Source organism: Chitinophaga sancti (assembly GCF_034424315.1).
Classification (GTDB): Bacteria; Bacteroidota; Bacteroidia; order Chitinophagales; family Chitinophagaceae; genus Chitinophaga; species Chitinophaga sancti.
On record NZ_CP139972.1, the window covers coordinates 1819898 to 1843902 of the forward strand.

Annotated in this window: 22 protein-coding genes; 11 read left to right on the forward strand and 11 right to left on the reverse strand. The window is 44.3% G+C overall.

Annotated elements, in window-relative coordinates:
* Positions 1-99 precede the first annotated feature (99 nt).
* Entirely contained in the window at positions 100-1611 is a 1512-nt protein-coding gene (locus tag U0033_RS06845; protein WP_072363440.1) for a S8 family serine peptidase, read from the forward strand.
* Between the two features lie 188 nt (positions 1612-1799).
* Positions 1800-3215: an alpha-L-fucosidase gene (locus U0033_RS06850; RefSeq protein ID WP_072363441.1), complete on the forward strand. Its 1416-nt coding sequence runs from the start codon at positions 1800-1802 to the stop codon at positions 3213-3215.
* Positions 3216-3295: 80 nt separating this feature from the next.
* Here the strand turns inward: U0033_RS06850 and U0033_RS06855 are convergent, their stop codons facing one another.
* Positions 3296-3727 (reverse strand): response regulator, encoded by a 432-nt coding sequence (locus U0033_RS06855; RefSeq protein WP_072363442.1) that lies wholly within the window; start codon positions 3725-3727, stop codon positions 3296-3298.
* A gap of 209 nt (positions 3728-3936) precedes the next feature.
* Here U0033_RS06855 and U0033_RS06860 point away from each other — a divergent pair, with 209 nt between their 5' ends.
* From U0033_RS06860 to gpmA, 6 genes are all read left to right on the forward strand, one after another.
* The gene (locus U0033_RS06860; protein WP_072363481.1) at positions 3937-5946 is read left to right on the forward strand and encodes an OmpA family protein; all 2010 of its coding nucleotides are present in this window, start codon (positions 3937-3939) and stop codon (positions 5944-5946) included.
* A 254-nt stretch (positions 5947-6200) separates the two neighbouring features.
* The gene (locus tag U0033_RS06865) at positions 6201-6701 is read left to right on the forward strand and encodes an alcohol dehydrogenase catalytic domain-containing protein (protein WP_072363443.1); all 501 of its coding nucleotides are present in this window, start codon (positions 6201-6203) and stop codon (positions 6699-6701) included.
* A gap of 24 nt (positions 6702-6725) precedes the next feature.
* Positions 6726-7709 (forward strand): manganese catalase family protein, encoded by a 984-nt coding sequence (locus U0033_RS06870; RefSeq protein ID WP_072363444.1) that lies wholly within the window; start codon positions 6726-6728, stop codon positions 7707-7709.
* Positions 7681-8355, forward strand: a complete 675-nt coding sequence (locus U0033_RS06875; protein WP_072363445.1) for a DsbA family protein — start codon at positions 7681-7683, stop codon at positions 8353-8355. The genes U0033_RS06870 and U0033_RS06875 overlap by 29 nt, the downstream gene beginning before the upstream one ends.
* A gap of 202 nt (positions 8356-8557) precedes the next feature.
* On the forward strand, positions 8558-8839 hold the full coding sequence (locus tag U0033_RS06880) for a DUF3175 domain-containing protein (RefSeq protein WP_072363482.1): 282 nt from the start codon (positions 8558-8560) through the stop codon (positions 8837-8839).
* A gap of 24 nt (positions 8840-8863) precedes the next feature.
* Positions 8864-9550 (forward strand): 2,3-diphosphoglycerate-dependent phosphoglycerate mutase, encoded by a 687-nt coding sequence (gpmA, locus tag U0033_RS06885; protein ID WP_072363446.1) that lies wholly within the window; start codon positions 8864-8866, stop codon positions 9548-9550.
* 237 nt (positions 9551-9787) lie between these two features.
* On the opposite strand, the gene U0033_RS06890 is transcribed toward gpmA, so the two are convergent.
* The 10 genes from U0033_RS06890 to U0033_RS06935 form a co-directional block, all read right to left on the reverse strand.
* A complete protein-coding gene (locus U0033_RS06890; protein ID WP_072363447.1) occupies positions 9788-10780 on the reverse strand; it encodes a hypothetical protein in 993 nt (330 codons plus the stop codon).
* A gap of 28 nt (positions 10781-10808) precedes the next feature.
* Complete coding sequence (locus U0033_RS06895; RefSeq protein ID WP_245801819.1) at positions 10809-11351, reverse strand: D-glycero-alpha-D-manno-heptose-1,7-bisphosphate 7-phosphatase; 543 nt, start codon at positions 11349-11351, stop codon at positions 10809-10811.
* A gap of 224 nt (positions 11352-11575) precedes the next feature.
* Positions 11576-12268, reverse strand: a complete 693-nt coding sequence (locus tag U0033_RS06900) for a nucleotidyltransferase family protein (protein ID WP_177318667.1) — start codon at positions 12266-12268, stop codon at positions 11576-11578.
* Positions 12265-12843: a D-sedoheptulose-7-phosphate isomerase gene (locus U0033_RS06905; protein ID WP_072363448.1), complete on the reverse strand. Its 579-nt coding sequence runs from the start codon at positions 12841-12843 to the stop codon at positions 12265-12267. The genes U0033_RS06900 and U0033_RS06905 overlap by 4 nt, the downstream gene beginning before the upstream one ends.
* A gap of 139 nt (positions 12844-12982) precedes the next feature.
* Positions 12983-13999, reverse strand: a complete 1017-nt coding sequence (locus tag U0033_RS06910) for a GHMP family kinase ATP-binding protein (RefSeq protein ID WP_072363449.1) — start codon at positions 13997-13999, stop codon at positions 12983-12985.
* Positions 14000-14186: 187 nt separating this feature from the next.
* Positions 14187-15317 (reverse strand): glycosyltransferase, encoded by a 1131-nt coding sequence (locus U0033_RS06915; protein WP_072363450.1) that lies wholly within the window; start codon positions 15315-15317, stop codon positions 14187-14189.
* A 6-nt stretch (positions 15318-15323) separates the two neighbouring features.
* Complete coding sequence (locus tag U0033_RS06920) at positions 15324-16271, reverse strand: glycosyltransferase family 2 protein (RefSeq protein WP_072363451.1); 948 nt, start codon at positions 16269-16271, stop codon at positions 15324-15326.
* A gap of 23 nt (positions 16272-16294) precedes the next feature.
* Positions 16295-16825, reverse strand: a complete 531-nt coding sequence (locus tag U0033_RS06925) for a DUF4199 domain-containing protein (RefSeq protein WP_072363452.1) — start codon at positions 16823-16825, stop codon at positions 16295-16297.
* Positions 16826-16904: 79 nt separating this feature from the next.
* Positions 16905-18164 (reverse strand): dihydroorotase, encoded by a 1260-nt coding sequence (locus U0033_RS06930; protein ID WP_072363453.1) that lies wholly within the window; start codon positions 18162-18164, stop codon positions 16905-16907.
* A 161-nt stretch (positions 18165-18325) separates the two neighbouring features.
* The gene (locus U0033_RS06935; protein WP_072363454.1) at positions 18326-19279 is read right to left on the reverse strand and encodes a fibrobacter succinogenes major paralogous domain-containing protein; all 954 of its coding nucleotides are present in this window, start codon (positions 19277-19279) and stop codon (positions 18326-18328) included.
* A 145-nt stretch (positions 19280-19424) separates the two neighbouring features.
* Here U0033_RS06935 and U0033_RS06940 point away from each other — a divergent pair, with 145 nt between their 5' ends.
* From U0033_RS06940 to U0033_RS06950, 3 genes are all read left to right on the forward strand, one after another.
* Positions 19425-19883: an SRPBCC family protein gene (locus U0033_RS06940; protein ID WP_083571689.1), complete on the forward strand. Its 459-nt coding sequence runs from the start codon at positions 19425-19427 to the stop codon at positions 19881-19883.
* A gap of 1133 nt (positions 19884-21016) precedes the next feature.
* Positions 21017-22420 carry a hypothetical protein gene (locus tag U0033_RS06945; protein WP_072363457.1) on the forward strand — a complete coding sequence of 468 codons (1404 nt, stop codon included), beginning with the start codon at positions 21017-21019 and terminating at the stop codon, positions 22418-22420.
* A 377-nt stretch (positions 22421-22797) separates the two neighbouring features.
* Positions 22798-23913, forward strand: coding sequence for a hypothetical protein (locus U0033_RS06950; protein WP_072363458.1), 1116 nt, complete (start codon positions 22798-22800; stop codon positions 23911-23913).
* Positions 23914-24005: the final 92 nt, after the last annotated feature.

Genomic DNA, 24005 nt, shown 5'->3' on the forward strand with positions numbered 1-24005 from the left:
TACCCTTGAAACCCATAGCATTAATACCACCTATTAACTTTTTCGAAGACCCTACTATTCAACCAGGACCAAATTCAATAATTGTTAAACCAAAACCACATGAAGAAAAATCTATTACAATTTTCATTTCCCCTTGTACTGTTATTTCTACTGGCATCGTGCTCCAAAGACGCACAGGAAGTCAAATTAGCCAAAGGGCTTTTATCGTCCCCAAAACAAGACAGAGGATTTATTATTCTTACTGAGCAAAATGTCGATCAGAATGCAATTGCGGATGCCCTTACCAGTCTGGGAGTCAGGAAGTTTGTATTCAAGGAAGCTAATAAAGAATTAGGCCTAATTCGTGTACAAACGCCAGATCCAACATTCCCCGAAAAAGCAAGGAAAGTGGCAGGTGTACAATCCGTATCTGTAGACATCGTGCAGAGCTGGCGACTGCCGGAGCGCAATTTCCGCTCTTCTATTCCATATGGCACCGCTACAACTACCGGTGGCAGCACGCATGAATTTGCAAAATCCAGTTCCGGCGCTGCCCTTACAGACAGGTATAGCTTTCTGCAATGGGGCTTACAGGCCGTTCATGCACCCGAAGCATGGGCCAAAGGTTACAAAGGTGCAGGTGTAAAAGTAGCCGTACTCGATGGCGGTTTCCTGCTAAACAACCCTGAAATCAAACCTAACATTATTCTCACCCACAGTTTTGTAGAAGGTGAAGAAGTACAATATCATGGCGCAGAAGGCTTCAGCCATGGTAGCCACGTAGCCGGTACCATCGCTGCCGTAAAAGATTCAAACGGTGTAGCCGGTGTAGCCCCTGAGGCAAAACTGATCCTCGTAAAAGTATTGAATGATGCCGGCTCTGGTGCCTTCAGCAGCATTGTAGACGGGATCTTCTATGCCACTAACCATGGCGCCAAGGTAATAAATATGAGCCTCGGTGGTGAGCTGCCCCGCAAGACTTACACCGATGACAATGGTACGCCCAATGATCCATCGGATGACTACGTAGTGGAATATGACCGCGATGTAAAAGAACTGATCACAGCGATGAACAGAGCCACCCTGTACGCTACCCTGAATGGTACCACTGTGATTGCGGCCGCTGGTAACGATGCTTACAACTATGATACAGAAAAACGCTTTATCACCTACCCTGCTGCGGCATTAGGCGTACTGGCTATTTCTTCTTCCGGTCCGCTGGGCTGGGGCATCAACCAGGATACTTCCCTGTACCTCCCCTCTATCTTTACCAACTATGGTAAGAACTTCATTCACTATGCTGCTCCGGGTGGTAACTATGCCCTGCCTCCAAATACGACGATCGTGGATGTAGGCGGTATTATCAACTACGAGTATCTATTTGATTTTATATTCAATATCGGTTTTTGGGATGAGGCCTCCGCTACCTACTATTATGGCTGGTCAGCTGGTACCAGCATGGCATCACCTCATGCGGCGGCAGTAGCTGCGCTGATCTACAATAAATATCCTTTTGCTAATCCATTGCTGGTAGACCTGATCCTCAAAACTTCGTCTACAGATTATGGTACCCCTGGCAAGGATAAGTACTTCGGTGATGGTGAGGTAAATGCTGCCAAAGCAGTTCGCTAAGACTAACCCCTTACATATATACCCAACGGAAAGAACCTGTATCAACAGATGGTACAGGTTCTTTTTTTGTTTCAATCCCTCCCGTTTCTGCCAAGATTCTTTATTTTCTATCAATATCAGGTAAAATATGCGTACTCAATCCCTCAATATTCCGCATCTTACAGGCTGAAATTAAACAGGTCGAATACATGAAAAAAACAATCGTTGCTTGCTCCGTTTTATTTGCAGCCATGCTGTCAATGAAACAGGCAACAGCCCAGGAAACCGATGGTCTGCACCACATGTCCAAGGAGTACGTAACTCCTACTGATCCACTTGTGATCAAAAAACTGGATAAATGGCAGGATCAACGGTTTGGCTTATTTATGCACTGGGGCCCCTATACCCTTTGGGAAGAAGTTGAAAGCTGGAGCATTTGCCCTGATGACTGGGTAGTAAGAAAAGGTCCTTACTCCGCTGATTACAACGTATATCGCGAAGCCTATGAGAAACTGCCTAATGAATTTAATCCCGTAGACTTCAACCCTGAAAAGTGGGCAAAAGCTGCAAAGAATGCGGGCATGAACTACGTGGTATTCACTACCAAGCACCATGACGGTTTCTGTATGTTCGATACCAAACAAACGGACTACAAGATCACCGCTCCGAATGTACCTTTCTCAAAGAATCCAAAGGCGAACATTGCAAAAGAGATCTTTGACACCTTCCGTAAGGACGGTTTCATGATCGGTGCATACTTCTCCAAACCGGACTGGCACAGCCAGGATTTCTGGTGGAAATACTACCCTGTAATGGGTCGTAATACCAACTATAATATCAAGATGTACCCTGAGAAATGGGCAGCATTTAAAGAATATACCTACCGTCAGATCGAAGAGCTGATGACCAACTATGGAGCTATCGACATTCTCTGGCTGGATGGTGGCTGGGTAAGACCAGGTGGCAAACAGGAAATAGATATGCCTAAGATTGCTGCCATGGGCCGTAAAAATCAGCCAGGCCTGATCGTGGTAGACAGGGAAGTACCAGGCGAGTTTGAAAACTACGCAACGCCCGAACAAACCCTGCCTGAAAAACCACTCCCTTATCCATGGGAAACCTGCATGTCTATGGGCGATAGCTGGACCTATACACATACAGACCAGATGAAGTCTTCCCTGAAACTGGTGACACTGCTGGTAAAGATCGTATCAAGAGGTGGTAACTTCCTGCTGAACATCGGCCCTAGCGCGAAAGGAGACTGGACACCACAGGCATACGAGAGACTGGCTGACATTGGCGCATGGATGAAGATCAATGGTGAAGGTATTCATGCTTCCCGCCCGGTAGCGCCTTACTCTGACAAAAATGTATTCTATACACAGGCAAAAGATAGCACCGCTACGTATGCATTTTTCACGTCTGACAGTGATGCTGTGAAATTGCCTGAAACAGTCGCTTTCGCGATTGAAAAGCCTGCCAAGATCAAACGTGTAACATTATTGGGTACCAAAGCTAAGCTGAGCTGGAAACTCAATAATGGCCAACTGGAAATCAAAATCCCTAAGAATTTACAACAGCAAAGTGGCCTGAAATATGCCGCAGCGTTTAAAGTAGAAGCTTAAAATATTCAGAGCCGGCCAATGGAAAATGGTGTAAAAAGAAAACCTTAAAAGGTATGTTATCAGCAGCCTTTCAGGAATTATCAATACACCCTTTTATGGCCGGCTCTTCTCTTTTGCCATAACTGGTCCAGCATCTCCTGCCGCACCGTGGCACTCATATACTTTTCTCCGTTCAGCACCGTACGCACGGCATACTCCATCTCCTCTTTCCGCGCACTCCTGCTCAGAAAACCATCAGCACCCGCCAGTAAATAATCAATTGCAAAGGTCTTTTCATCTGCCGCCGTGTAGATCATGACTTTGATCTCAGGCCATTTTTGTTTCACAAACTGCTGCAGCTCGTTGTGAAGATCAGTAATCAACAAGTCGAAACGCCGGGTATTTAACAAGGTCAACGCTGCCTCACAGGAATCGGCAGTTTCAATATCCGTGGGCTGGGGCATCGTAGCTATAATCTGTTTGAGTCCATAACTGAATATGGATGGGTCTAAGGCAATCAGAATAGTTTTCATCAATAAAGGCTATGATTACATTTAGCAAAACTATAATATTAGATTTTCACCATTTGTAGAACTTATACTACAGCCATATAGAATATCTACTATGTGACGAAGATCAGTCCATCGGTAATTTTGTAATGCGAAATGAGATGAAGGTTACAGTTTTTAACCTATGTGAAACCGATCCTGTAGGATCCATTTTTAAATCGTTCTCCCTGTCTATGAATAAAAAGATCGCGCTGTTCAGCATCATGCTGCTCTCTGCCACCCTTTCGAATGCTCAATATGTTTTAAAAGAAGCAGACAAACAGGCATCCTTGTATAATTATACTGCTGCAATTCCTTTATATAAGAAGGCCTTCAGCAAAAAAATAAGCGTCCGCGCCATTCGTGGAGTAGCTGATAGCTACAAGTTACTGAACGAATATCCGGAAGCAGAAACCTGGTATCGTAAACTGGTAGCGCTCCCGGAGCATACTGCCAATGATGAACTGCATTATGCAAAAGTGCTGATCAATAATGCAAAATATACAGCTGCCAAAGAAGCACTCGATGGCTACCTGGCCAAACAACCAAACGATATACTGGCGATGAACATGCAAGCAGGTTGTGACAGCGCAGCGAAGTGGAATGCAAAACCCGTGAAAGGTGACCTGGAAAACCTGAAAGCCATGAATACACAATGGTCTGATTGGGGAACAGGTTTTAGAACCGGCAGGTTTGTATTTGCATCAGATCGTCCTTATGATTCATTGCGGCATGACAAGCTTTATAACAATTCTAATATCAGCAGGAAGAGATATGGTTTTACAGGCCGTAGTTACTTCCACCTTTATGAAAGCGATGGTTTTGACAGTAGCACCACCCGCCTGCTTTCACGCAATGTAAATGGCGACTATCACAGTGCGAAAGCAACGTATACGGCTGATGGAAATACCATGTATTATGCAGTGACGAACCTGGTAAAAAAGAAAAGTCGCTTTGCAGAACAGTTATATACTTTGAATGTTGAGCTGAAAGCCTCAAAGTGGAATAATACAAATGCTAACTGGGAAATAGACAGCTTTCCATATAATGAGATCTTTAATTACAGTGTGGGTGATCCTTTCATCAGTGCAGATGGACGTACGCTTTACTTTGTGGCTGATTATGGCACACGTGGCTTAGGCAGTACTGATATTTATTACTGTACAAGAGGCCAGGATGGTAAATGGCAAACACCTGTAAACATGGGTCCATCTATCAATACAGCAGGTAGTGAGCGTACTCCGTTCATGGATAGTACCGGCGTGTTTTACTTTGCTACAGATGGCAGACCTGGTGTTGGTGGCCTGGATATCTTCTCTGCAAAGCAAAAGGATGGTGTCTGGTATCCAGTGAATATGGGCGCTCCGGTAAACAGTGCGCAGGATGATTTTGGTCCTGCTTACAACACAGGTAAGTCTATGTACTTTTCATCCAACCGGGCGGGTGGTTATGGTAATGATGATATCTACCGTTTTACACCCTGGAAAATCCTGGTGTTCAGCCTGGAAGGAAAAGCTTTTGATAAAGCAACGAAAGCTCCACTGGGCAATGCAACTGTGGCCCTCGCCAATAAGGCTACCGGCAATGTGCTGACAACCGGAACCGACGATGAAGGAAATTACAAATTTGTACTGGATAGTTTGTCTGACTACGGTTTGAATGCCACAAGAGTGACTTACAGCCCATCAGAAAATGTATTGGTGACTACAAACGGATTAACAGCATCTCAGGTAATTCACCAGGATGTATTCTTACCAAAGATAGTCATCGCACAGGTGGCAGCACCTGAAAAGAAAACGCTGATCGTAGCGAAAGCGAATGTGGCAGGCCATAAGATCGATCTGGGTAACCGCTTCAATCCGGCAAACGTATATTTCGATCTGGGTAAATCAGCAGTACGGCCGGATGCAGCGAAAGAGCTGGACAAACTGATCGCATTGATGAAAGAAAATCCGCAATGGAAATTAATGATGGGTTTCCATACAGATAGCCGTTCGGATGACAATTATAATATGAAATTATCACAGAAAAGAGCTGCATCTGTATTACAATATTTCATCTCCAAAGGTATAGCGAAAGAGCGTATGACTGCTACAGGATATGGAGAGACGAGATTAATTAACCGTTGTGCAAACGGTGTGCATTGTTCGGAACAGGAACATCAGGCTAACAGAAGGACCGAGTTTGAAGTGTTTGATAGATAAATAAGTATTGGTGTTTAGTAATAGGCGGTTCAATGGGTTGTGCATTGAGCCGCTTCTTTAGGATTCATTTTGCATTGTTTATTGTTTTTTTTTCATTTTGCATTGTTTCGTTTTTTTCATTTTGCGTTGTTCTGATTCTTTTATTTGCCGGTTGTGTGTATACTTAGCAACATTTTTTTGCGCACTCATCTGATATTATCAGTTTAAAACAGCATGGCCCCGTCTTTGTTCTTCTATCATCCTAAAAGAACGATATGAAAGCAGCCGTGTTTCACCATCCGGATAAGATCTCTTTTGATACTGTAGCAGACCCAATCCCGGAGAAAGATACATACCTCCTCCTCAAAGTAACCTCCACAGCCATTTGTGGCTCCGATCTACATATTTATGATGGCTTTTTCCCCCAGGGCAAAGACCTTTTTATGGGTCATGAATTTATGGGTATTGTAGAAGATACTGGTCGTGGGATGTCTAAGTTTAGAAAAGGCGATAGAATTGTTGTACCCTTCCCCATCGCTTGCGGGCAATGCTATTTTTGTCAGCATCATTTACCTACTGCTTGCGAACATTCCAATTCTGAAAATTACGGATCTGAAGGCGATATGCTGAAAGGCAAAGGTGACCCAATGTTCGGCTATACCGCCCTCTATGGTGGTTATAGTGGCGGACAGGCAGAATATGGCACAAAAAGCAGCTTGGCTGCAGGAAGAGTCATCGCCATCGATCCACTCAATTACAGGTTAGAAAAAGCGTAATTCTTAAACCATAAAATTTACTCCATGTTTTACCACGTAAAAGACCTTCAATATAATGCAAGGGTCTCAAGGCCTGACCCTGCATTTGCCACTTTGTTGCTGGAACAGTTTGGCGGTGCCAACGGCGAATTAGCAGCTGCACTGCGTTATTTCGGGCAGGCATTTGCTGCAAGAAATCCATTTCCTGATAAGTATGATTTGCTGATGGATATCGCTACAGAAGAATTTAGTCACCTTGAAATAGTAGGTGCGACTATTCAAATGCTACTACAGGGTGTGAACGGAGATTTGAAGAAAGCTGCAGATGAATCAGAGATCATGCAGATGCTGGATGGCAGGAAAGCAAAGGAAGAAATTATCCATCGATCAATGATCGCACCGCAATTCCTGACATCTTCAGGAGGCGGTCCTGCTTATACTAATAGTCAGGGCGTTCCATGGTCGGCCGCTTACATCAATGGGGATTGTAATGGTGACCTCACGGTGGATCTGCGCTCTGATATAGCAGCAGAGTCAAGGGCTAAAATCACCTATGAATACCTGTTGCAGTTCACAGATGATCCATATGTAAAAGATACGCTCAACTTTCTTATGACGCGCGAGGTAGCGCATTACCAGATGTTTGAGGCGGCACTGGAAACCATTCAGCCAAACTTCCCTCCTGGTGTATTGCAATCTGATCCGCGCTATAGCAATCTGTATTTTAACATGAGTAGTGGTTCGGATATCAGGGGTCCATGGAATGAGGGCGAGTCTTCACAATTGGGCGAAACCTGGCAGTTCATTGAAGATCCGGTGAGCTATGTTTTGAAAACAAATGGTTTGACGGATATAGCACCAAAGGGCACCGCGAGAACACTAAAAGGGGTGGACGAAATTGATCATGGCATGAGTGCGCAACGGAGTGAAGAAATTAACATGGCAGTACCTATTGGCGAGCAGGTTTGGAGCCAGTCAGCAAAAGATCAGGAACTTGAAAATGGAAGCACACACAGAAGTAAAAAATAGCACTGCCTTAGAAGTAGTGTGTTATACTGACCCGCTATGTTGCTGGAGCTGGGCATTTGAGCCTGTGCTCCGGCAGCTGAAAGAGGAATACCATGTTTCCATTCGCTATTGTATGGGAGGCATGCTTTCGAGCTGGAAGCATTACCACGATGCGTTACAGGCAGTTTCCCGTCCATTGCAAATGGGCCCGGTATGGATGCAGGCACGGCAAATGACGGGGGCAGTAATTGATGATAAGATATGGTTCCGGGATCCGCCGGCGTCTTCTTATCCTGCCTGTGTAGCGGTAAAGACAGCGGGGTTGCAGTCGCCTGAAATGGAGGAGAAATACCTCTACTTATTATGGGAAGCCGTGATGGTAAAAGGGAAGAATATAGCAAAGAAAGAGGTTTTGCTTGATCTGGCAGCTGCGCTTGAGACCGGGTTGCCGGGAAGTTTTTCTGCGGATAGTTTTGACATCCAGCTGGGCTGTAAAGCTACTGTCGATGCATTCAGATCTGATTTGCAGGAGGTGAGCTACAGGCGGATAGAACGTTTTCCGTCATTGTTACTTACTGCCCGGCGCACAGGACAAGCGCTGCTGCTTACAGGCAACAGACCTATTGATGAAGTGATGAAGGGGATGGAAAAGGTGTTGAATAGCTGAGTCATGAATTCTGATCTTAATCCAATAAGTTTTAGAAGTAGTACCCATTCTTTGTAGTTGACCAGGTCGTTTCATAAAAGCAACAAAGGACATCTAATGAAAAGATGTCCTTTGTTTTGGAATAGCGATCATCTTGGTTCCTGGTCATATGTTTTTAACAGCATGCATGGCTTTACCTGGAAAATTTAAAAACAATCATGTTATGGCACCTAAAAAGAAATGGTCAAAAAACGTAACAGAGCATAGCAATGCCATGGACCTGGATAAAGATGTTTTTACCCTTCATGATCCAATGGAAATTGCCAAGTCATTGAAACGATCATCCAACAAAAGTCACCGGCGAAAAACAACACCATTTCGCGCTGCAATGTCTATGTTAAATTTTTACATAAACAGGGCGGGAAAGAATCTGCCGGAGAAGCAGCTGGAGGTATTGGAGGAGGCCAAAGACAAATTAAGAGAGGTATTTGGGCATAAAAAATAGCATGTTTTTTGCGCAGTCTTATGCATGCAAAAATTAGTACTCCTACGCCACGGTGAGAGCCTTTGGAACCTGGAAAACAGGTTTACCGGCTGGACCGATGTTGACCTATCCCAAAATGGCATTGAGCAAGCCAAACATGCAGGAAAATTATTAGCTGACAATGGGTTTCATTTTGACCTCGCGTTTACTTCGGTGCTCAAAAGAGCTATAAAGACATTGCATCTTGCTTTAGAAGCCATGGATCAATTGTATATTCCGGAAGAGAAATCATGGCGCCTGAATGAGCGGTTCTATGGAGCTTTGCAGGGCTTGAATAAAGCGGAGACAGTGCAGCAATATGGAGAGGAACAAGTGCATAAATGGAGAAGAGATCCACATGAACATCCGCCTGTATTGGAGAAAACGGATACCCGTTTCCCTGGCAATGATCCCAGGTATAAGGATTTATTACCTGCAGAGCTACCGCTGACAGAGAACCTGAGTGAGACGATGGATCGGGTACTACCCTATTGGACGAATACGATTATACCTGCATTAAAGCAGAAAAAGCAGGTGATTATTGTGGCGCATGGAAATAGTTTGCGAGCGCTGATCCAGTATATAGATCATCTGAGTGATGAGGAGGTAACGAAGCTGGATATACCTACGGGAACACCCTGGGTGTATGAGTTGAATGACGATTTGAGCAGGATCAGGCATTATTATCTATAATAGACTCCCCTTTTTAGCTTTATTCAATAAGGGTACTAAAAGGTCTAATTCTTTCCCCTTTTTGAAATTGAAAATTGTTGGCATCCATATGTAAAATGGATCCCTATCACCAGATGGTGCCTGGTAATAACCTCGACATCATTAAAATATTCCAGAAAATGCGGATACCCTAATAAATAGGGGCTATCCTTATCAAACACGCCAGTTTTTCAAGTGAAATTTCACCGAACATAAACGCTATTTCGGCTTCTTTTTAGACGGCTGTTTCTGCAAAGTCTCCTCATTAATCTCCTCCGCTGTCTTTGGCTTCGTCAGATCCTTCTTCTTATAATCCAAAGGCTGCCCTACCGGATACTTCCCTAACTGCAGCGCATCATGAAACACCTTTTCTATATGCACCCATTTCCCACCTTTCCACTTAAACCCTTCATAATCCAGATCAGACACGAATGTAGAAGGCTTCTTTGGCTGATTCGTCTCAGAGATCAAGTGATCATATACGATCATATCCATGTCCTGGTTATAACTCAAACTCACGGTTCCATCCTTCTTATATTCCAAAATAAACCTGTTCCGTAAAGGCTTCGGTACCGTATCCTCTGCATAGCTAAAGAAGGGCCCACCAAATACCGGCTTGTCATCTTTAAATGACAACATTTCTATCAGCTTCTTCTGACTGCGCATATTATTCGCATCCCAGCCAAACAAGGTATAATAATCTTTATTAAAGAACCTGCGCTGCACGATCTTATAATACATACAGCCATACCAGTTCTTATTATCCGTAATCGTATCCGTATTCAAAATATAATCTGATGCGTCAAACAGCGGGAACAACTTCAATTTTCCATCCTCTGTACGCATTTGTATAGCGCCATAATGATGAAAAAAAGTATTCTCGCTTTCCACGCCCCAGGTAAAAATGCGGAAAGTACTATCCTCCGGATATTGTATAGAAACAGTGGTAATAGAATCGAAAGGGAAATAGAAAGAATTCGGAGTTTTCAGCGCCTGTACCAGTTTCGGGATAAAACGGTCATTGGCATGCTGACGGGCATCTTCATCCCTGCCACGTAATATAAGGTCAGATAAGTATTTCAGGGAGTCCTGTTGCGCGTTCAGCGTCGCTGCATCTGTAGCAGCGATCTTTGGCCCTTTTACATTTTGCCCGTTTACAACAGCAGCCACAAACAGCAGACAGGTGAACCCAATTATGCGCACTTTCTTCATAGCCTTATTTACGTTATATGAGACAAATTTATTGTATGATCTTTGAAAATTCCAACAAATTGTCACACTTAAAATCGATCATCGGATCAGGAAATGCCTGCCCCGGTTTTGTAGAAGGAATAAATACTGTCTTCATTCCCAGCTGTTTACCAAATTTCATATCTCCCATGGTATTGCCTACCATGATTGATTTGCTGAAATCGATCTCCGGAAATTCCGCCTGTGCCTGCATGGCCATGCCAGACTGCGGCTTACGGCAGGGGCTATCGTTATTTACATCCGGGCAGTGATAGATAGCATCTACCCGGCCCCCATGCAGATGGATGGCTGCCAGCATGTGGGCATGGATGTCTTTTAAACCAGCTTCGGTTAGCAAGCCTCTGCCGATACAACGCTGGTTTGTGGTGATCACAATACGGCCAAAACGGGCATTCAACACCGGCATGGCTGCCAGGACACCTTCCGAGAAACGGAACATATCCCATTGCAATACATACCCATCTTTAATTTCCTCATTCATGACACCATCGCGGTCCAGGAATAATGTCCAGCTTTTATCAATTGCTATCATGCCAGTTTTTAGTCGATTGGCTTCGGTACGAGGCCTGATTTATTGGTAGCGAACGGTACCTGATTTATTGCCTTCGCTGTTATTGAACTTTCGCTATGAAAGTAGTTCCTGATGTTCTTCATTAAACTGGTTCCGATCCTTTCCATAATAATTGGTTCCAGGCCTCCCACTGTCATAAAGCCGCCCGATCTACTCCCATCAAAACAGCCTTCCAATCTCTACTATCAAACCAGTTCCTTTTGTGCACGCTCATAATCAGCCGGCACACCAATATCTATAAAATAAGAATCACTCTCAAAACCATATACCTCCCCATTCTTCACCTGCAGCTCCAGCACATCCTTCTCAAAAGAAAACTTCTCAGGCAGGCCCAGACCTTCCAGGTACTCCCTGTTCGCCACATAGATCCCACCATTTATCAGGCCTTCATCACAATACTGCTTTTCCAGGAATGCCGTGATCTTATTATTCTCATCCAGTTCCACACTACCATACCGGTCAAATTTCTGCATCGGCTTCAGGGCCAGCGATAACTTACTTCCCTTTTCCTGGTGCCAGTTTGAATAATCAAACAGGTCCACATTAAACAAGGTATCTCCATTCAGAATAAAAAACTCATCTTCTTCCAGCTCTTCCAGTGCATTCATGATGGCGCCACCGGTACCCAGGGGCTCCTCTTCAATCACGAAATCTACCTTCATCGTCCATTCATTGGACTCAATGTATGTTATTACCTGTTCTGACAGGTGCCCCAAAGACAATACTACATGCGTCATACCCTCCTTGAGCAGGTAGCGCAACAGGTAATCTATAAAAGGAACATCGCCCACAGGCGCCATGCATTTAGGCTTATCTGCAACTACACTACGCAAACGGGTACCCAGCCCTCCTGCTAATACAATACATTCTGTAATCATGAGCCAAAAAGATTATTTTCTACAATTTCACAAATGATGTGACCAATAGTAATATGCGACTCCTGGATACGAGGTGTATCAGATGACGGTACATTCAACAGAATGTCACTTCCATCTTTCATTTTTCCGCCAGACATGCCTGTCATACTTATCACGATCATCCCTTTGGATTTCGCTACCTTAATCGCTTCCAGGATATTGGCAGAATTGCCTGAGGTGGAAATGCCTACAAACACATCGCCTGCCTGCCCGATACCACGCAGCATACGGGCATATACTTCATTGTAACCATAGTCGTTTCCAACAGCGGTCAGGAAGGAAGTATTACAATGCAATGCTTCGGAGTACAATGGTGATCTGTCTTTATAAAAACGGCCGGAAAACTCAGCCGCCAGGTGTTGCGCATCTGCTGCACTACCGCCATTTCCAGCAAATAATACCTTATGGTTCTGCTGAAAACAGGCTGTGATCACACTTGCAGCCTGTGCAATGCTTCTCACTAATTCTTCATCCTTTATAATCGCCTCTTTTACTGCGATGCTTTCCTGAATCGTCTTAATAATTTTTTCTGTCATTGCTGCTGTTTTTAAATAGCCCAGGATTTCTCTCTCTACTCAATGTTTGTTCCGGCTCCCACAGCCTGGCTCCAATAATTGGGGAACTCAGCCCTTTCTTTCAAATAAACCAGGCCTTAACTCACTGTATTTAAATACATTAAATAGTCCAGGTATTCACTCCCTGATGCGTAAAATGATACCGTTTCACCTGCCCGCCAAAAGCACTCAGCGCATCCACTACCGCATAACGGGTATTCCCCGGACAGTAAAATATCATAAATCCACCGCCACCAGCACCAGAGATCTTACCCCCTGAAGCACCTGCACCTTTCGCGGCTTCATAAATTTCATCTAATTGTGAATTAGAAATCCCTTTTGCCATGTTTTTCTTATGCTGAAAACCATAATCCAGGATCTCTCCTATCTTATCAATCTCCCCTTTCAGCAAAGCTTCTTTCATCATCACCGCCTGTTCTTTCAGGTGATGCATCGCCTCAATACTCGCTTCTTTCTTCTCCGTTACATTCTTCTGTTGTTCAGAAATAATGCTGCTGGACAAACGGCTGGTAGAAGTATAATATAATACCAGGTTATTTTCCAGCTCATCCAGATATTTGTTCTTAATGCGCAGGGGATTTACAATGACCTTATCGCCATAAAACTCCATGAAGTTCACCCCGCCAAAAGTGGCTGCATACTGATCCTGCTTACCACCCGCCTGCTGCAGGTCTTCCCTTTCAATACAATAAGCAAGGTGTGCCATATCATACTCACCAAATGGCAGTTTCAGCCATTCCGCAAAAGCACCCAGTACCGCTACCACCAGGGTAGATGAAGTACCGAGACCAGAACCAGCCGGTGCATCTACAAATGTAGTAAGCTTAAAACCCGATGGAATACCATAATCTTTTGCAATACGGTTAATAACCCCCTTCAGGATATCGAGTTTGCCATCGCAGGTGAGAGGGAACACAGCTTCGCATTCCAGCTGTTCTTTTCTGTCTGCCGACTCAAAAATCACTTTGTTCTCAGCAATAGGCTCGATAGCAGCTCTGGCGTATAACGAGATGGTAGCGTTCAGGATCGCGCCACCAAACATATCAGAATATGGACTTACATCGGTACCACCGCCTGCCAGTCCCAGGCGTAATGGTGCTTTACTACGATAGATCATGTTTAAATAATATGGACCGGCAAGATAAATGATTCCTGTGGGGGAACATTTAAAAAACCGTTAAAATATCTTACAAATCTGTTAGATGAAATTTTTTTGGTAGAACATTCCCTTAAGCCTGTTTATACAGGGTTTCCTTTTGCAGAACAACATGTACCAGCACCAGTGGAAAATAAAGGAATTTATCCTACAAGCCTGTCAAACGCAAAATCTCTTTCGCCAGTCTATCCCAGGAATATTTTTGCTTCTCAACGTGAACGGCCGCCGTCATATCGGCTTCCCTATTTTCAAGGTAATATTGCTCAATCTTAGCTGCAATGTCTGCCGGATCAGGCTCACATTGGTACCCCACCACACTGTCAGGCACCATTTCCAGCAATCCTCCTACCCTTGTCACCACCATCGGCTTTTCAAAATGATAGGCGATCTGCGAAATGCCACTCTGGGTAGCGCTCTTATAAGGTTGCACGACCAGGTCTGCTGCACAGAAATAATTCTTCACCGCATCATTCGGAATAAAATCAGTGTGCATCAAAATGCGGTCTCCCAGTTGCAGCTTTGCCAGCAGTTCATTATACGGTGCGGCATCTTCATAATATTCCCCTGCTACAATCAAATGCACATCCAGTTTTTTCATTCTTTCATCCGCCATGGCCTGCATCAGTAGATCCAGTCCTTTGTATTGGCGGATAAAACCAAAGAACAAAATATACTTTTTGCTGGCATCCAGGTTCAATACCGCCCTAGCAGCCGCTTTGGATATCGGCATACCATAGTTATCATAAATCGGATGTGGTATCAGTGATACCGGTTTATTGGGCTCAAATACCTTGAGATCATCTAATACAGACTGGCTCATAGCAATGAAGGCATCCACCGGTTTCAGGAAATACTTTGTAAAAGCCACATCACCCGGGCGTTTCTCATGAGGTACCACATTATCCAGGATAGAAAATGCTTTGGTATTGCCTCTTTTTCCTAAACGGATCAGGGAACCGAGTGCTGGCCCCATCAGCGGCAGCCAGTACTTGGCAATGATCAGGTCCGGCTTCATCTTGCGGATCTGCCGGCCAAGTTTCAACCAGTTCAGCGGATTGATAGAATTAATCTTACGCGTGATGTTCAGGTGAGCCGGCGCAGCTTCGGTAGCATATTGACTCTTGCCAGGAAAAAGGAATTTTGGATATTGCAGGGTAAAGGTCCAGATCTCTACATCTGCGTCCTTTTGTAGTTCTTCAGCCAGTCTTTCATTGTAGGCAGCAAGGCCTCCCCGATAAGGCCAGGCGGGTCCCAGGATAAGTATCTTCTTTCTTCCCATTAGCAATTATTTCGTTCGGTCAAGTGTAGTTTCCACAAGGTAATCATTCCTTTCAACGGCATTCCTGGTCACCAGTTCACCAATGAAACCGGCCAGGAACAGCTGGGATCCGATGATCATGGCCAGCAGCGCCAGGAAGAAGATCGGACGCTCTGTCATTTTATATACATCATGAAACAGCTTCTCGTACCCGAGATAGCCTGCGATCAGGAAACCGATCGTAAAGAACATAGTACCCAGGGCACCGAAAAGGTGCATGGGGCGCTTGCCGAACTTACCGATGAACATAATGGTAGCCAGGTCGAGGAAGCCGTTGATAAAGCGTTCCAGGCCAAACTTGGATACCCCGTATTTACGGGCACGGTGTTCTACCACCTTTTCCCCGATGTTCCGGAAACCATTCCATTTCGCAATGACAGGAATGTAACGGTGCATTTCACCATACACTTCTATGCTCTTCACCACTTTTTTACGGTAGGATTTGAGGCCGCAGTTCATATCGTGCAGCTTAACCCCACTCATCCTGGTAGTGGTCCAGTTGTATAATTTAGAAGGCAGGTTCTTGGCCAGGGCGCTGTCATAACGTTTCTTTTTCCAGCCGCTCACAATGTCGTAACCGCCGGTTTTAATCATGTTGTACAGCTCCGGAATTTCATCCGGACTATCCTGCAGATCCGCATCCATGGTGATGATTACATCCCCTTTGGCCATCTTGAAACCTTCGTTAAGGGCGGCAGATTTGCCATAGTTGCGCTGAAATTTGATGCCTTTGATGTTTGCGTTGATGCCCGCAAGGCTTTGGATCACCTCCCAGGAATTGTCAGTACTACCATCATCTACCATCCACACCTCATAGGAAAATTGGTTCTCCTTCATGACACGGTCTATCCATGCTGCCAGTTCCGGCAGTGATTCATCTTCGTTTTTTAAGGGAACGATTACGGAAATATCCATTTTAAGTTACTATGTGTTAATGGTTACTTTCTGCGAACGATCAGGGAAAGTATCGCGGAAAGGATGAATGATTTAATCAGCTTCTGCAGGTAAGTTATGACACTGCCTGCAAACGTCACGCCATACTCACCGGTTTCTGCCTGCTTCAATTCCGCTTTGTATTGATCTTCAGTATAACCCAGTGCTTTGTAAAGGCCTGGATTGTCTCGCACATCGGCAATATGGGCCTGTTTCATCTGTACCACCAGCGAAGGATCTACATAATTGAACATGACATAGGTAAAAATGACGCCAATTAACATGGAGATCACGAAAGTTGTAAAGATGGGTTGCAGGACAGGTTTAAATTCTATTGATCCCCCATTGGCTTTTCGGCGTTCCAGGCCGGCCATCAGTGCGCATACGGCAGTAGCGGCCAGTTCTATCACCCCAAACATCAGTGTCTGGAGCTTAACCGGGTTGGTAAAATAGAAGATCAGTCCGGCCACAACGCCTGCTGCACCTGCTATTAAACCCCATTTTACACCCTGGTTGGGAGAAGATGCATTACTCATACTCAAAATGACATTTATTAAAGTTGGGCATTCTACCCTGGTCTAAGGCATTGATCCCGTTTCACTTAGTACCTGGTAATCAGACAATAAAGTGGGTACCATTTATTACCCCCTTCACTGCACCTTTTAACCGGGCGCCAAGATACGCCGAATTTTTGGACCTGCTCGCCAGATGTGCAGGCGTGAAAGTCCATTCTTCTTCCGGATCAAAGAGGGTGAGATTCGCCACCGCACCTACTGCCAAACCATGCGCCGGCAGGTTAAAGATCTTACGAGGCTGTATAGCCAGCATATCGATCAGTTTCTCCAGCGGCACTTCCGGCAGGTACTGGCGAAGCACGCCAAAGGCACTCTCCAGGCCAATCATCCCATTCTTAGCATATTCAAATTCAAGTACTTTGGCATCCCAGTCCTGTGGCAGGTGATGGGTAGCAAAGCAGTCAACCAGCCCGTCTTTCACCGCCTGTTGCAGGGCTTTTACATCTTCCTTGCTGCGGAGGGGTGGGTTGACCTTGAGGTTGGAATCATAGCTTTCCAGCTGGCCATCGCTGAGGCTCAGGTGGTAAGGTGTTACGGAGCAGGTCACTTTCACGCCCTTTTTCTTAGCCTCAGCAATCAGCTGAATGGCTTTGGCAGTACTTACCCCGGTAAAGTGAATTTTGGAATCGGTGTATGCTGCCAGTTCCAGGTCGCGCTGGATAATCAGCTCTTCCGCGATGGCAGGTTTTCCGGGCATCCCCAGCTGTGTGCTGTAGATACCTTCGTTCATCAGGCCATGAGCGGAAATACTCAGGTCATCAGGCAGTTGTATGATAGTACCGTCTACGGCTTTTACATATTGGAGGGCTTTGAGCATGATGCCCGGGCTCTGGATCGGCTTCAGGCCATCAGAGAATGCGATAGCACCCGCTTCCCGCATTTCGTACATCTCTGCAAGTGAGGTGCCTTCGATGTTTTTGGTCACCGCACCGATAGGTAGTACCTGCACCCCTGTGTGGCGGGTACGGCTGATGACATACTCAATCTGTGGCTTTGTATGCAGGGCAGGTTGAGTATTCGGTACGATAAGTACGGTGGTATATCCACCTTTTGCCGCCGCGGCAGCCCCGCTCTGAAGGTCTTCTTTGTATTCCTGACCGGGATCAGAAAAGTGAGCGAATACATCAGTCCATCCTGGAGAAGCATGGAGATTCGTGCCTTCAACGATCCGGGCGTGAGGCGCGGAAATATTGTTTCCAATCTGGCTGATTACGCCATTTTCGATCAAAATATCTTGCTGCTGGCCGTTGTTAGCTGCACCAGGAGCGATGATTTGTACGTTTTTGAGTAATATATGCATGCTATACTAACTAAGTCTAAACCTTTCTGGAAATACCGGGAACAAAAGTAATAGAATTTCGGGGTAAGGAGTGCAGCGGGGGATAAAAAAGGCCATCCGGGTGAGTGGATGGCCATGAAGTATGGTTTGTAAAGGTCTCAACACTGTATTCTTCTAAAATTCTACTCTTTTATCAAGCGGATGCTATTCCCGCCATCCGCTTTGTTGTTGAACCAGGTAATAACCGGACTATCCCCCACTATATTAATCCCCAACTCCTCAGCGTCCGCCGCCCACATATAGGTATTGGTACCAATGCCCAAAAAGCCATTCGCACTCACAATACCCGCAGGCAATGCTGTAAAGCCAGTCTTATTCGTCACATCTGCAGTTGTCTTAGTCCAGTAAGTAGTACCCGTTCCTTTCAGTACATTTCCAGCCACCTGGTCTCCTCCCCCACCGTCAGTAAGGGTCTTCCACTCCTTATAGGTAGGCAGGCGCCAGCCTTCAGGGCAGATCTTCCTGGTATCACTAGTGGCCTTGTGATTATACAATAAGCCGTACACCTCAATATTGGCATTTTCAAAACCATATGCACAATACAAGCCTTCCGTAGCGTTGAACCAATTATTGAGGGTCGTCACTGTAGCCACTTCGTCACCATTGCGATAATGAGTAGCGCGCAGATTTTCGACCGCCCAGAGTTGTGTGCCAATTTTTACAGTATGGTAAATATGCCCGTCCTGGTCTTTGAAACTGGTGGAGAAAGGAACACTTTCACCGTAGGCAATGCCGTTAGCATTCTTAGCATAGGCACTTACATAGTACACTGTACCGGGTTTCATATTCCTGATCACAGATGTAAATGAGCCCTGCTTTACGCTGTCTGCAACAAAATTGGTATTGTTAGTGGGGATAGGATCCTCTCCCCAACAAACGCCACTTTCCTTGATTTCGTTGCCGCCATTGGCAATGATCACCCCTCCGGCGACAGCTGTATCGGTAAAAATGCCTTTAACCGCATAAGTGCTAATAGTCGGAAGCCCGTTGTTGTCGGGCACAAGATCATCCTCGGGTTCACAGGAAATGGCAAAAAGAACAATGCTAAATGTTGCTACGATTGAACTGAATTTCATGATAAGAATTTAATAATCAATGTTCCCCTGATAGATCTAAGCGGCATCAGGGCGCAAATATAATTCAGAAAAAGCAATATGGAATTGCTAAAATGAGCGGCCTTATTGCCCCTTATGTGGTATTTTTACATAAATAGTCCATACCATGGTCGTAAGAACTATATGCAACTATAAGGTGAGTGCCGCGGAGCTTTGGCCTTTACTATTTAATTCCAAAATGGATGATAAACAACCCTGCTACCTCTTATGTGGGCTCCCCAAACCACTTGCGTGCAGGCTTCCTGATGGCCAGGGAGGTGTGGGCAATACCCGGGAATGCGTGTCTGACAAAGGTACCATTCAACAACTTATTACGGAATGGGATCCCGGGCATAAACTGGCATTTGAATTAGCGCAGACTGATTTATATTTTGGACCTTGTGTAAAGTCAATTGTAGAACAGTTTGAACTGACCGAAAACAATGAAGGCGGTTGCAGAATAGTACGCAGCACGACTTTCAAAGTGAAAGGCCCCCTTGCAGCTGTAGCCTCCATTCCAATGTTCATCGGCCTGAAGGCAATTCATAGGTATGTATTTAGTAACTGGAAGCGAATTTCTGCCTAAGCTATCAACTCATTCATGTGCAAACCGATTATTGGGTAAAGGACCGGATGAACAACCTTTCCCTAACTTCCTTCTACATCCATAAGCGAAGTGTATTACCATCCTGGCCCTTAAAACTTGCTATTGACGCCCCTTCTCCCGGATCCATGATTGGATTTTCCCATTTCAAGTATGTTCGTACCCACGCCAGGACGGCAGCACCTATAGCAATAAACCAACAGTATTTCCCCTTGCTTATTTTCCTGGAAGGCCTTACGGGTTACAGGCAAATGGATTCGAAGCCAGCTTTCTATAACACATTATGGTTATAAAAACTTAATAAATAAGGTTTACATTCGGGAAATATTGACCCCTGTAGCAAATGAAGAGATCATTGTTTCGTATCCTGGTATGGTCATAAACATTCATCAAAACAATTCCAACATGAAGAACTTAGTAATGATTATGGTAGGACTATTCCTCGTATTTGCATCTGTATACGCCTACTCATTTTATGCTAAATCAAACACTATCACCGCAACCTGTACGGGATCCAAAAACTGCAAAGCCTGTAAGAATTGTAAATATTGCAAGCATTGTTCAAAAGATGGGGGCACCTGTGGTGTTTGTAAATAGATAGTCCTCATACAAATGAGGATATTATCTGCGGCAGCTATCTGCCAGATCCATTTCAATGTTTAACTTAATCTTAAACATTAACGCTATACCTGTACTAAAAATAATTCAGAAAATATTTTCGCGCTCAACAACAAATCAGGGTATATCAATGTTAATTGAAAAATCCAAATATACCTTTAAGAAAAAGCTGCATCCAGGATCAGATATCATCCACAAATATTACAAGAAAAAATAGTGATGGATGCCGGCGAAACATATGTTATGCGGGCAACCAAACCTGTTAGTATATAACAAATCTCCAGGTAGAGAAACAGCCCAATGAGGAGCGCCAGATGCAGTCATCTATTGTGAGGTCAATATACAGGTAGAAATACCTGTTTTTACCCCCTTTGCACAGAAACCTGTTTTATTAGATTATATTTATCAATTATTCAAAAGAGCTCCAAAAGCTTACACCATAAACTATTCACACATTAAAGCTGATAATACCATTTAGAACCAAAATTCAAAATACCATGAAAAGCACCCCCAGTCTGTCGACTGTAATGATCACCCTCTTTGTTATAGTGGTCGTTGCATATAACTGCGCCAGCAACAACAAACCAAAAGAGGAAGCAACAAGTACTGAATTAGTGGCAGCCGCTCCAAACGGCGCATTCCAGGATCACCGGGATTCAATACCATCCAAGCAGCAATACCCTGATTCTCTTTTTGTTCTTAGTCACGATTATCCCACTACAGCTAAACCGGTCGTTAATCCTTCCTGGCAAAAGGCGTTGAACGGACAGCCTATTTCTGCGTCTAACGTATTTGCTTATATGGATTCACTAAAGAGTTATGTGGCCCCGAATGTATTACCCTTCTTTACTAACAATAAGCAATGGACCGCTGCAAAATACGGCTGGTTCCAGGAGCCATGGTTGGGATCCCAGCGGGAAGCTATCCTGGGCACTTATTTAGGAAATGGAAACCCTGCCAATATGTTCAAAACCTTGAAAGAAGATGAAGCCGGGTATGCGCTGGTTTTGTACGATTCAACTGCAGGTTATACAGTGGGACAGATCTGGGGTAAAACCGGGCAAAAAGTGAACCTGCTGAATGATGCTGCACAATTTAAAGAAGGCAGTGTAATCGTAAAGTTTGCTTTTTCAAATGTTAATTATCCTGCCTGGCCTGTGATGCAGGGGGCACAAACTTTTAGCATCTATGATACCATCCCTACCACTGAAAACTCCAAAAAAGGATACCAGATGCGTAAGGTCAGCTTTTTTCAGATGGATATAATTGTGAAGGATAGCAAGACGGCTCCAAAAACAGGGTGGGTGTATTCCACTTTTGTATATGATAAGGATATCAGCGGATCTTTCTGGGATAAAATGGTGCCATTAGGTGCTATGTGGGGTGATGACCCGAACGTTAACAGTCCGATTGCGCCACCATATCCTGCCCTGAAAGAAACAGTCGTTAACCAGAAAGCACCTGCATATAGCAGGGAAACATTAGGTTGGGGCGGAAGATTAAGTGGCCCCAATGATGGAGCTGTAGCCCAGCTGGCCTATGATATCAATACAAAAAAGCCGTATAAAAATCTCCCCTTATCTTCCTGTATGAGCTGCCATAGCCCTGCACAGGATACATTTAAGTCATTCCTCTTGCCGGCTCCTTTCCCAACATCAGACTCCTTACTGGTCTATACACCGGGTAGCCCTGACTGGAACCTTTGGTTCAGGGATAATTATGGTAATGTTCCTTTTGATTCCGGTCAGGTAGGAATGGACTATGATATGGTGATGGCATTTAAATCTATTGGTGCCTACGAAGCGGCTCAGCCTACAGCAAAAAACAAATTGCTCAGAAGCAACGTCGCAACAATCATGAATTTCAGAAGGCATAATACAAGAAGCAGGTTCTGGCATTAATAATATGAATAAGCGTATTTACAAAAACCGCCCTTCTGATTATAATCAGGAGGGCGGTTTTTTAATGGCTGAATCTTTTCATAATTACACAAATTCCATTTGGCTGGATAGCTTTATGTTTCAACGACATTGGCTACCTAAACTCCCCTCAAAAGGCCTGAAAAATAGCGTTCTACAGTAGCCGCTCGTATTTCTCTATTTTGCCTTATCTTGCCTCCCCAACTTGTATCTTATCAAAGCAATGAAAACCCTTATAAAAACCTGGCTGGATAGAAATCGGTACAAGTATGCTAACCACAAAACCCACGCTGCATACCGCTCAATCCAACATTTTTTGCTATTGGTAAAATGTGTATTTTACAGCAATTTCATTTCCAATGATCGACATTACCTCGTTTGAAACGCTTGATAAGGCAATCAGTCTGGCTGGCGGAGAACCTACTGTACTGGAAGCATTATGGGATGGCAATACCACCGGATGGTATTTGTATTTGAACTTACATGTAACAATAAAAAGACTTTTTTTTAGTAAAAAAGAAATTAGGTATATAGGTAAAATTAGCCTGGGCGGAGATATCAGGTTGTTCAATAAAATCGTTCCCCCCTGGCCTGAGGCGGAGCTGGCAAAAGAATGGGGCAAGATGGCGAATGAAAAATATGGATTGATATTTTATTTCCCATCTGATAAAGAACCGGATAGTAATTGTCCTCGTTGGGAGCAACGGCATTGGGGCATTCAATGTGCTGATTGTGCTAAGATAATTATCCCTACCGATAGCCCTTACTTACCAAAGGACATTTGTTATAACTGTTATCTAACGCGAGAATTCAACAATAAAATAAAAAATGCCGAGCCTAACGACAATGGAGTTAATTTGTACATGGTAAAAGATGAAGAGTATATTTATTTAGGCTATAGTAGTTCTTTAGATGGATTTCCCATTGCTCCGTTCATAACTGAAATAGTCCAGGCCCGTCGGGAGAAAAGACTTGTAGATATCGTCACTCTTGAAGAACGGGATATTTCGATTATAAAAGAAAAAATTGAACAAGCGCTGGATCAAAAAGTAGCAGTTTACAAATCAGCCGAATTTTCTCCAGATTTTCCTCAAAATTTTAAACGTAATATCAAGCGACTTACGGTCGAATACAAGGGAAATAGGTATGAATTGATAGAACAGTTATGCAAAGAGCATTCGAAAATTGGCAGCCTAGTGAGGGCGCTTGAAACAGTTGACAATGCCATTTCCGGGGATTATTGTTTCAATTTCTATTTCAAGAATGGGTTTAATCACCGGGATGATGCTGTATTACGGTTTGTAAATTTTGTTAGTAATGGATCAACCTCTATATCGGCGATTGTGCAGCGGTACAATGGTATACTAAATGAAACGGAGGTAAGAGATACGATTACAAAAATGGAGGAAGTTGGCTGTTTGACAATAGAGGGAGAAATTGTACAGACCACAGATATAACCAGAAAGCTGTTGTAGATTCACGAGGTTCAGGATGTAAAACATTGCGCTTAAGCCGGAGAGGCAGCCATAAAAAATTCCCACCGGTAACCAACTGCCTAAAAAAGTTA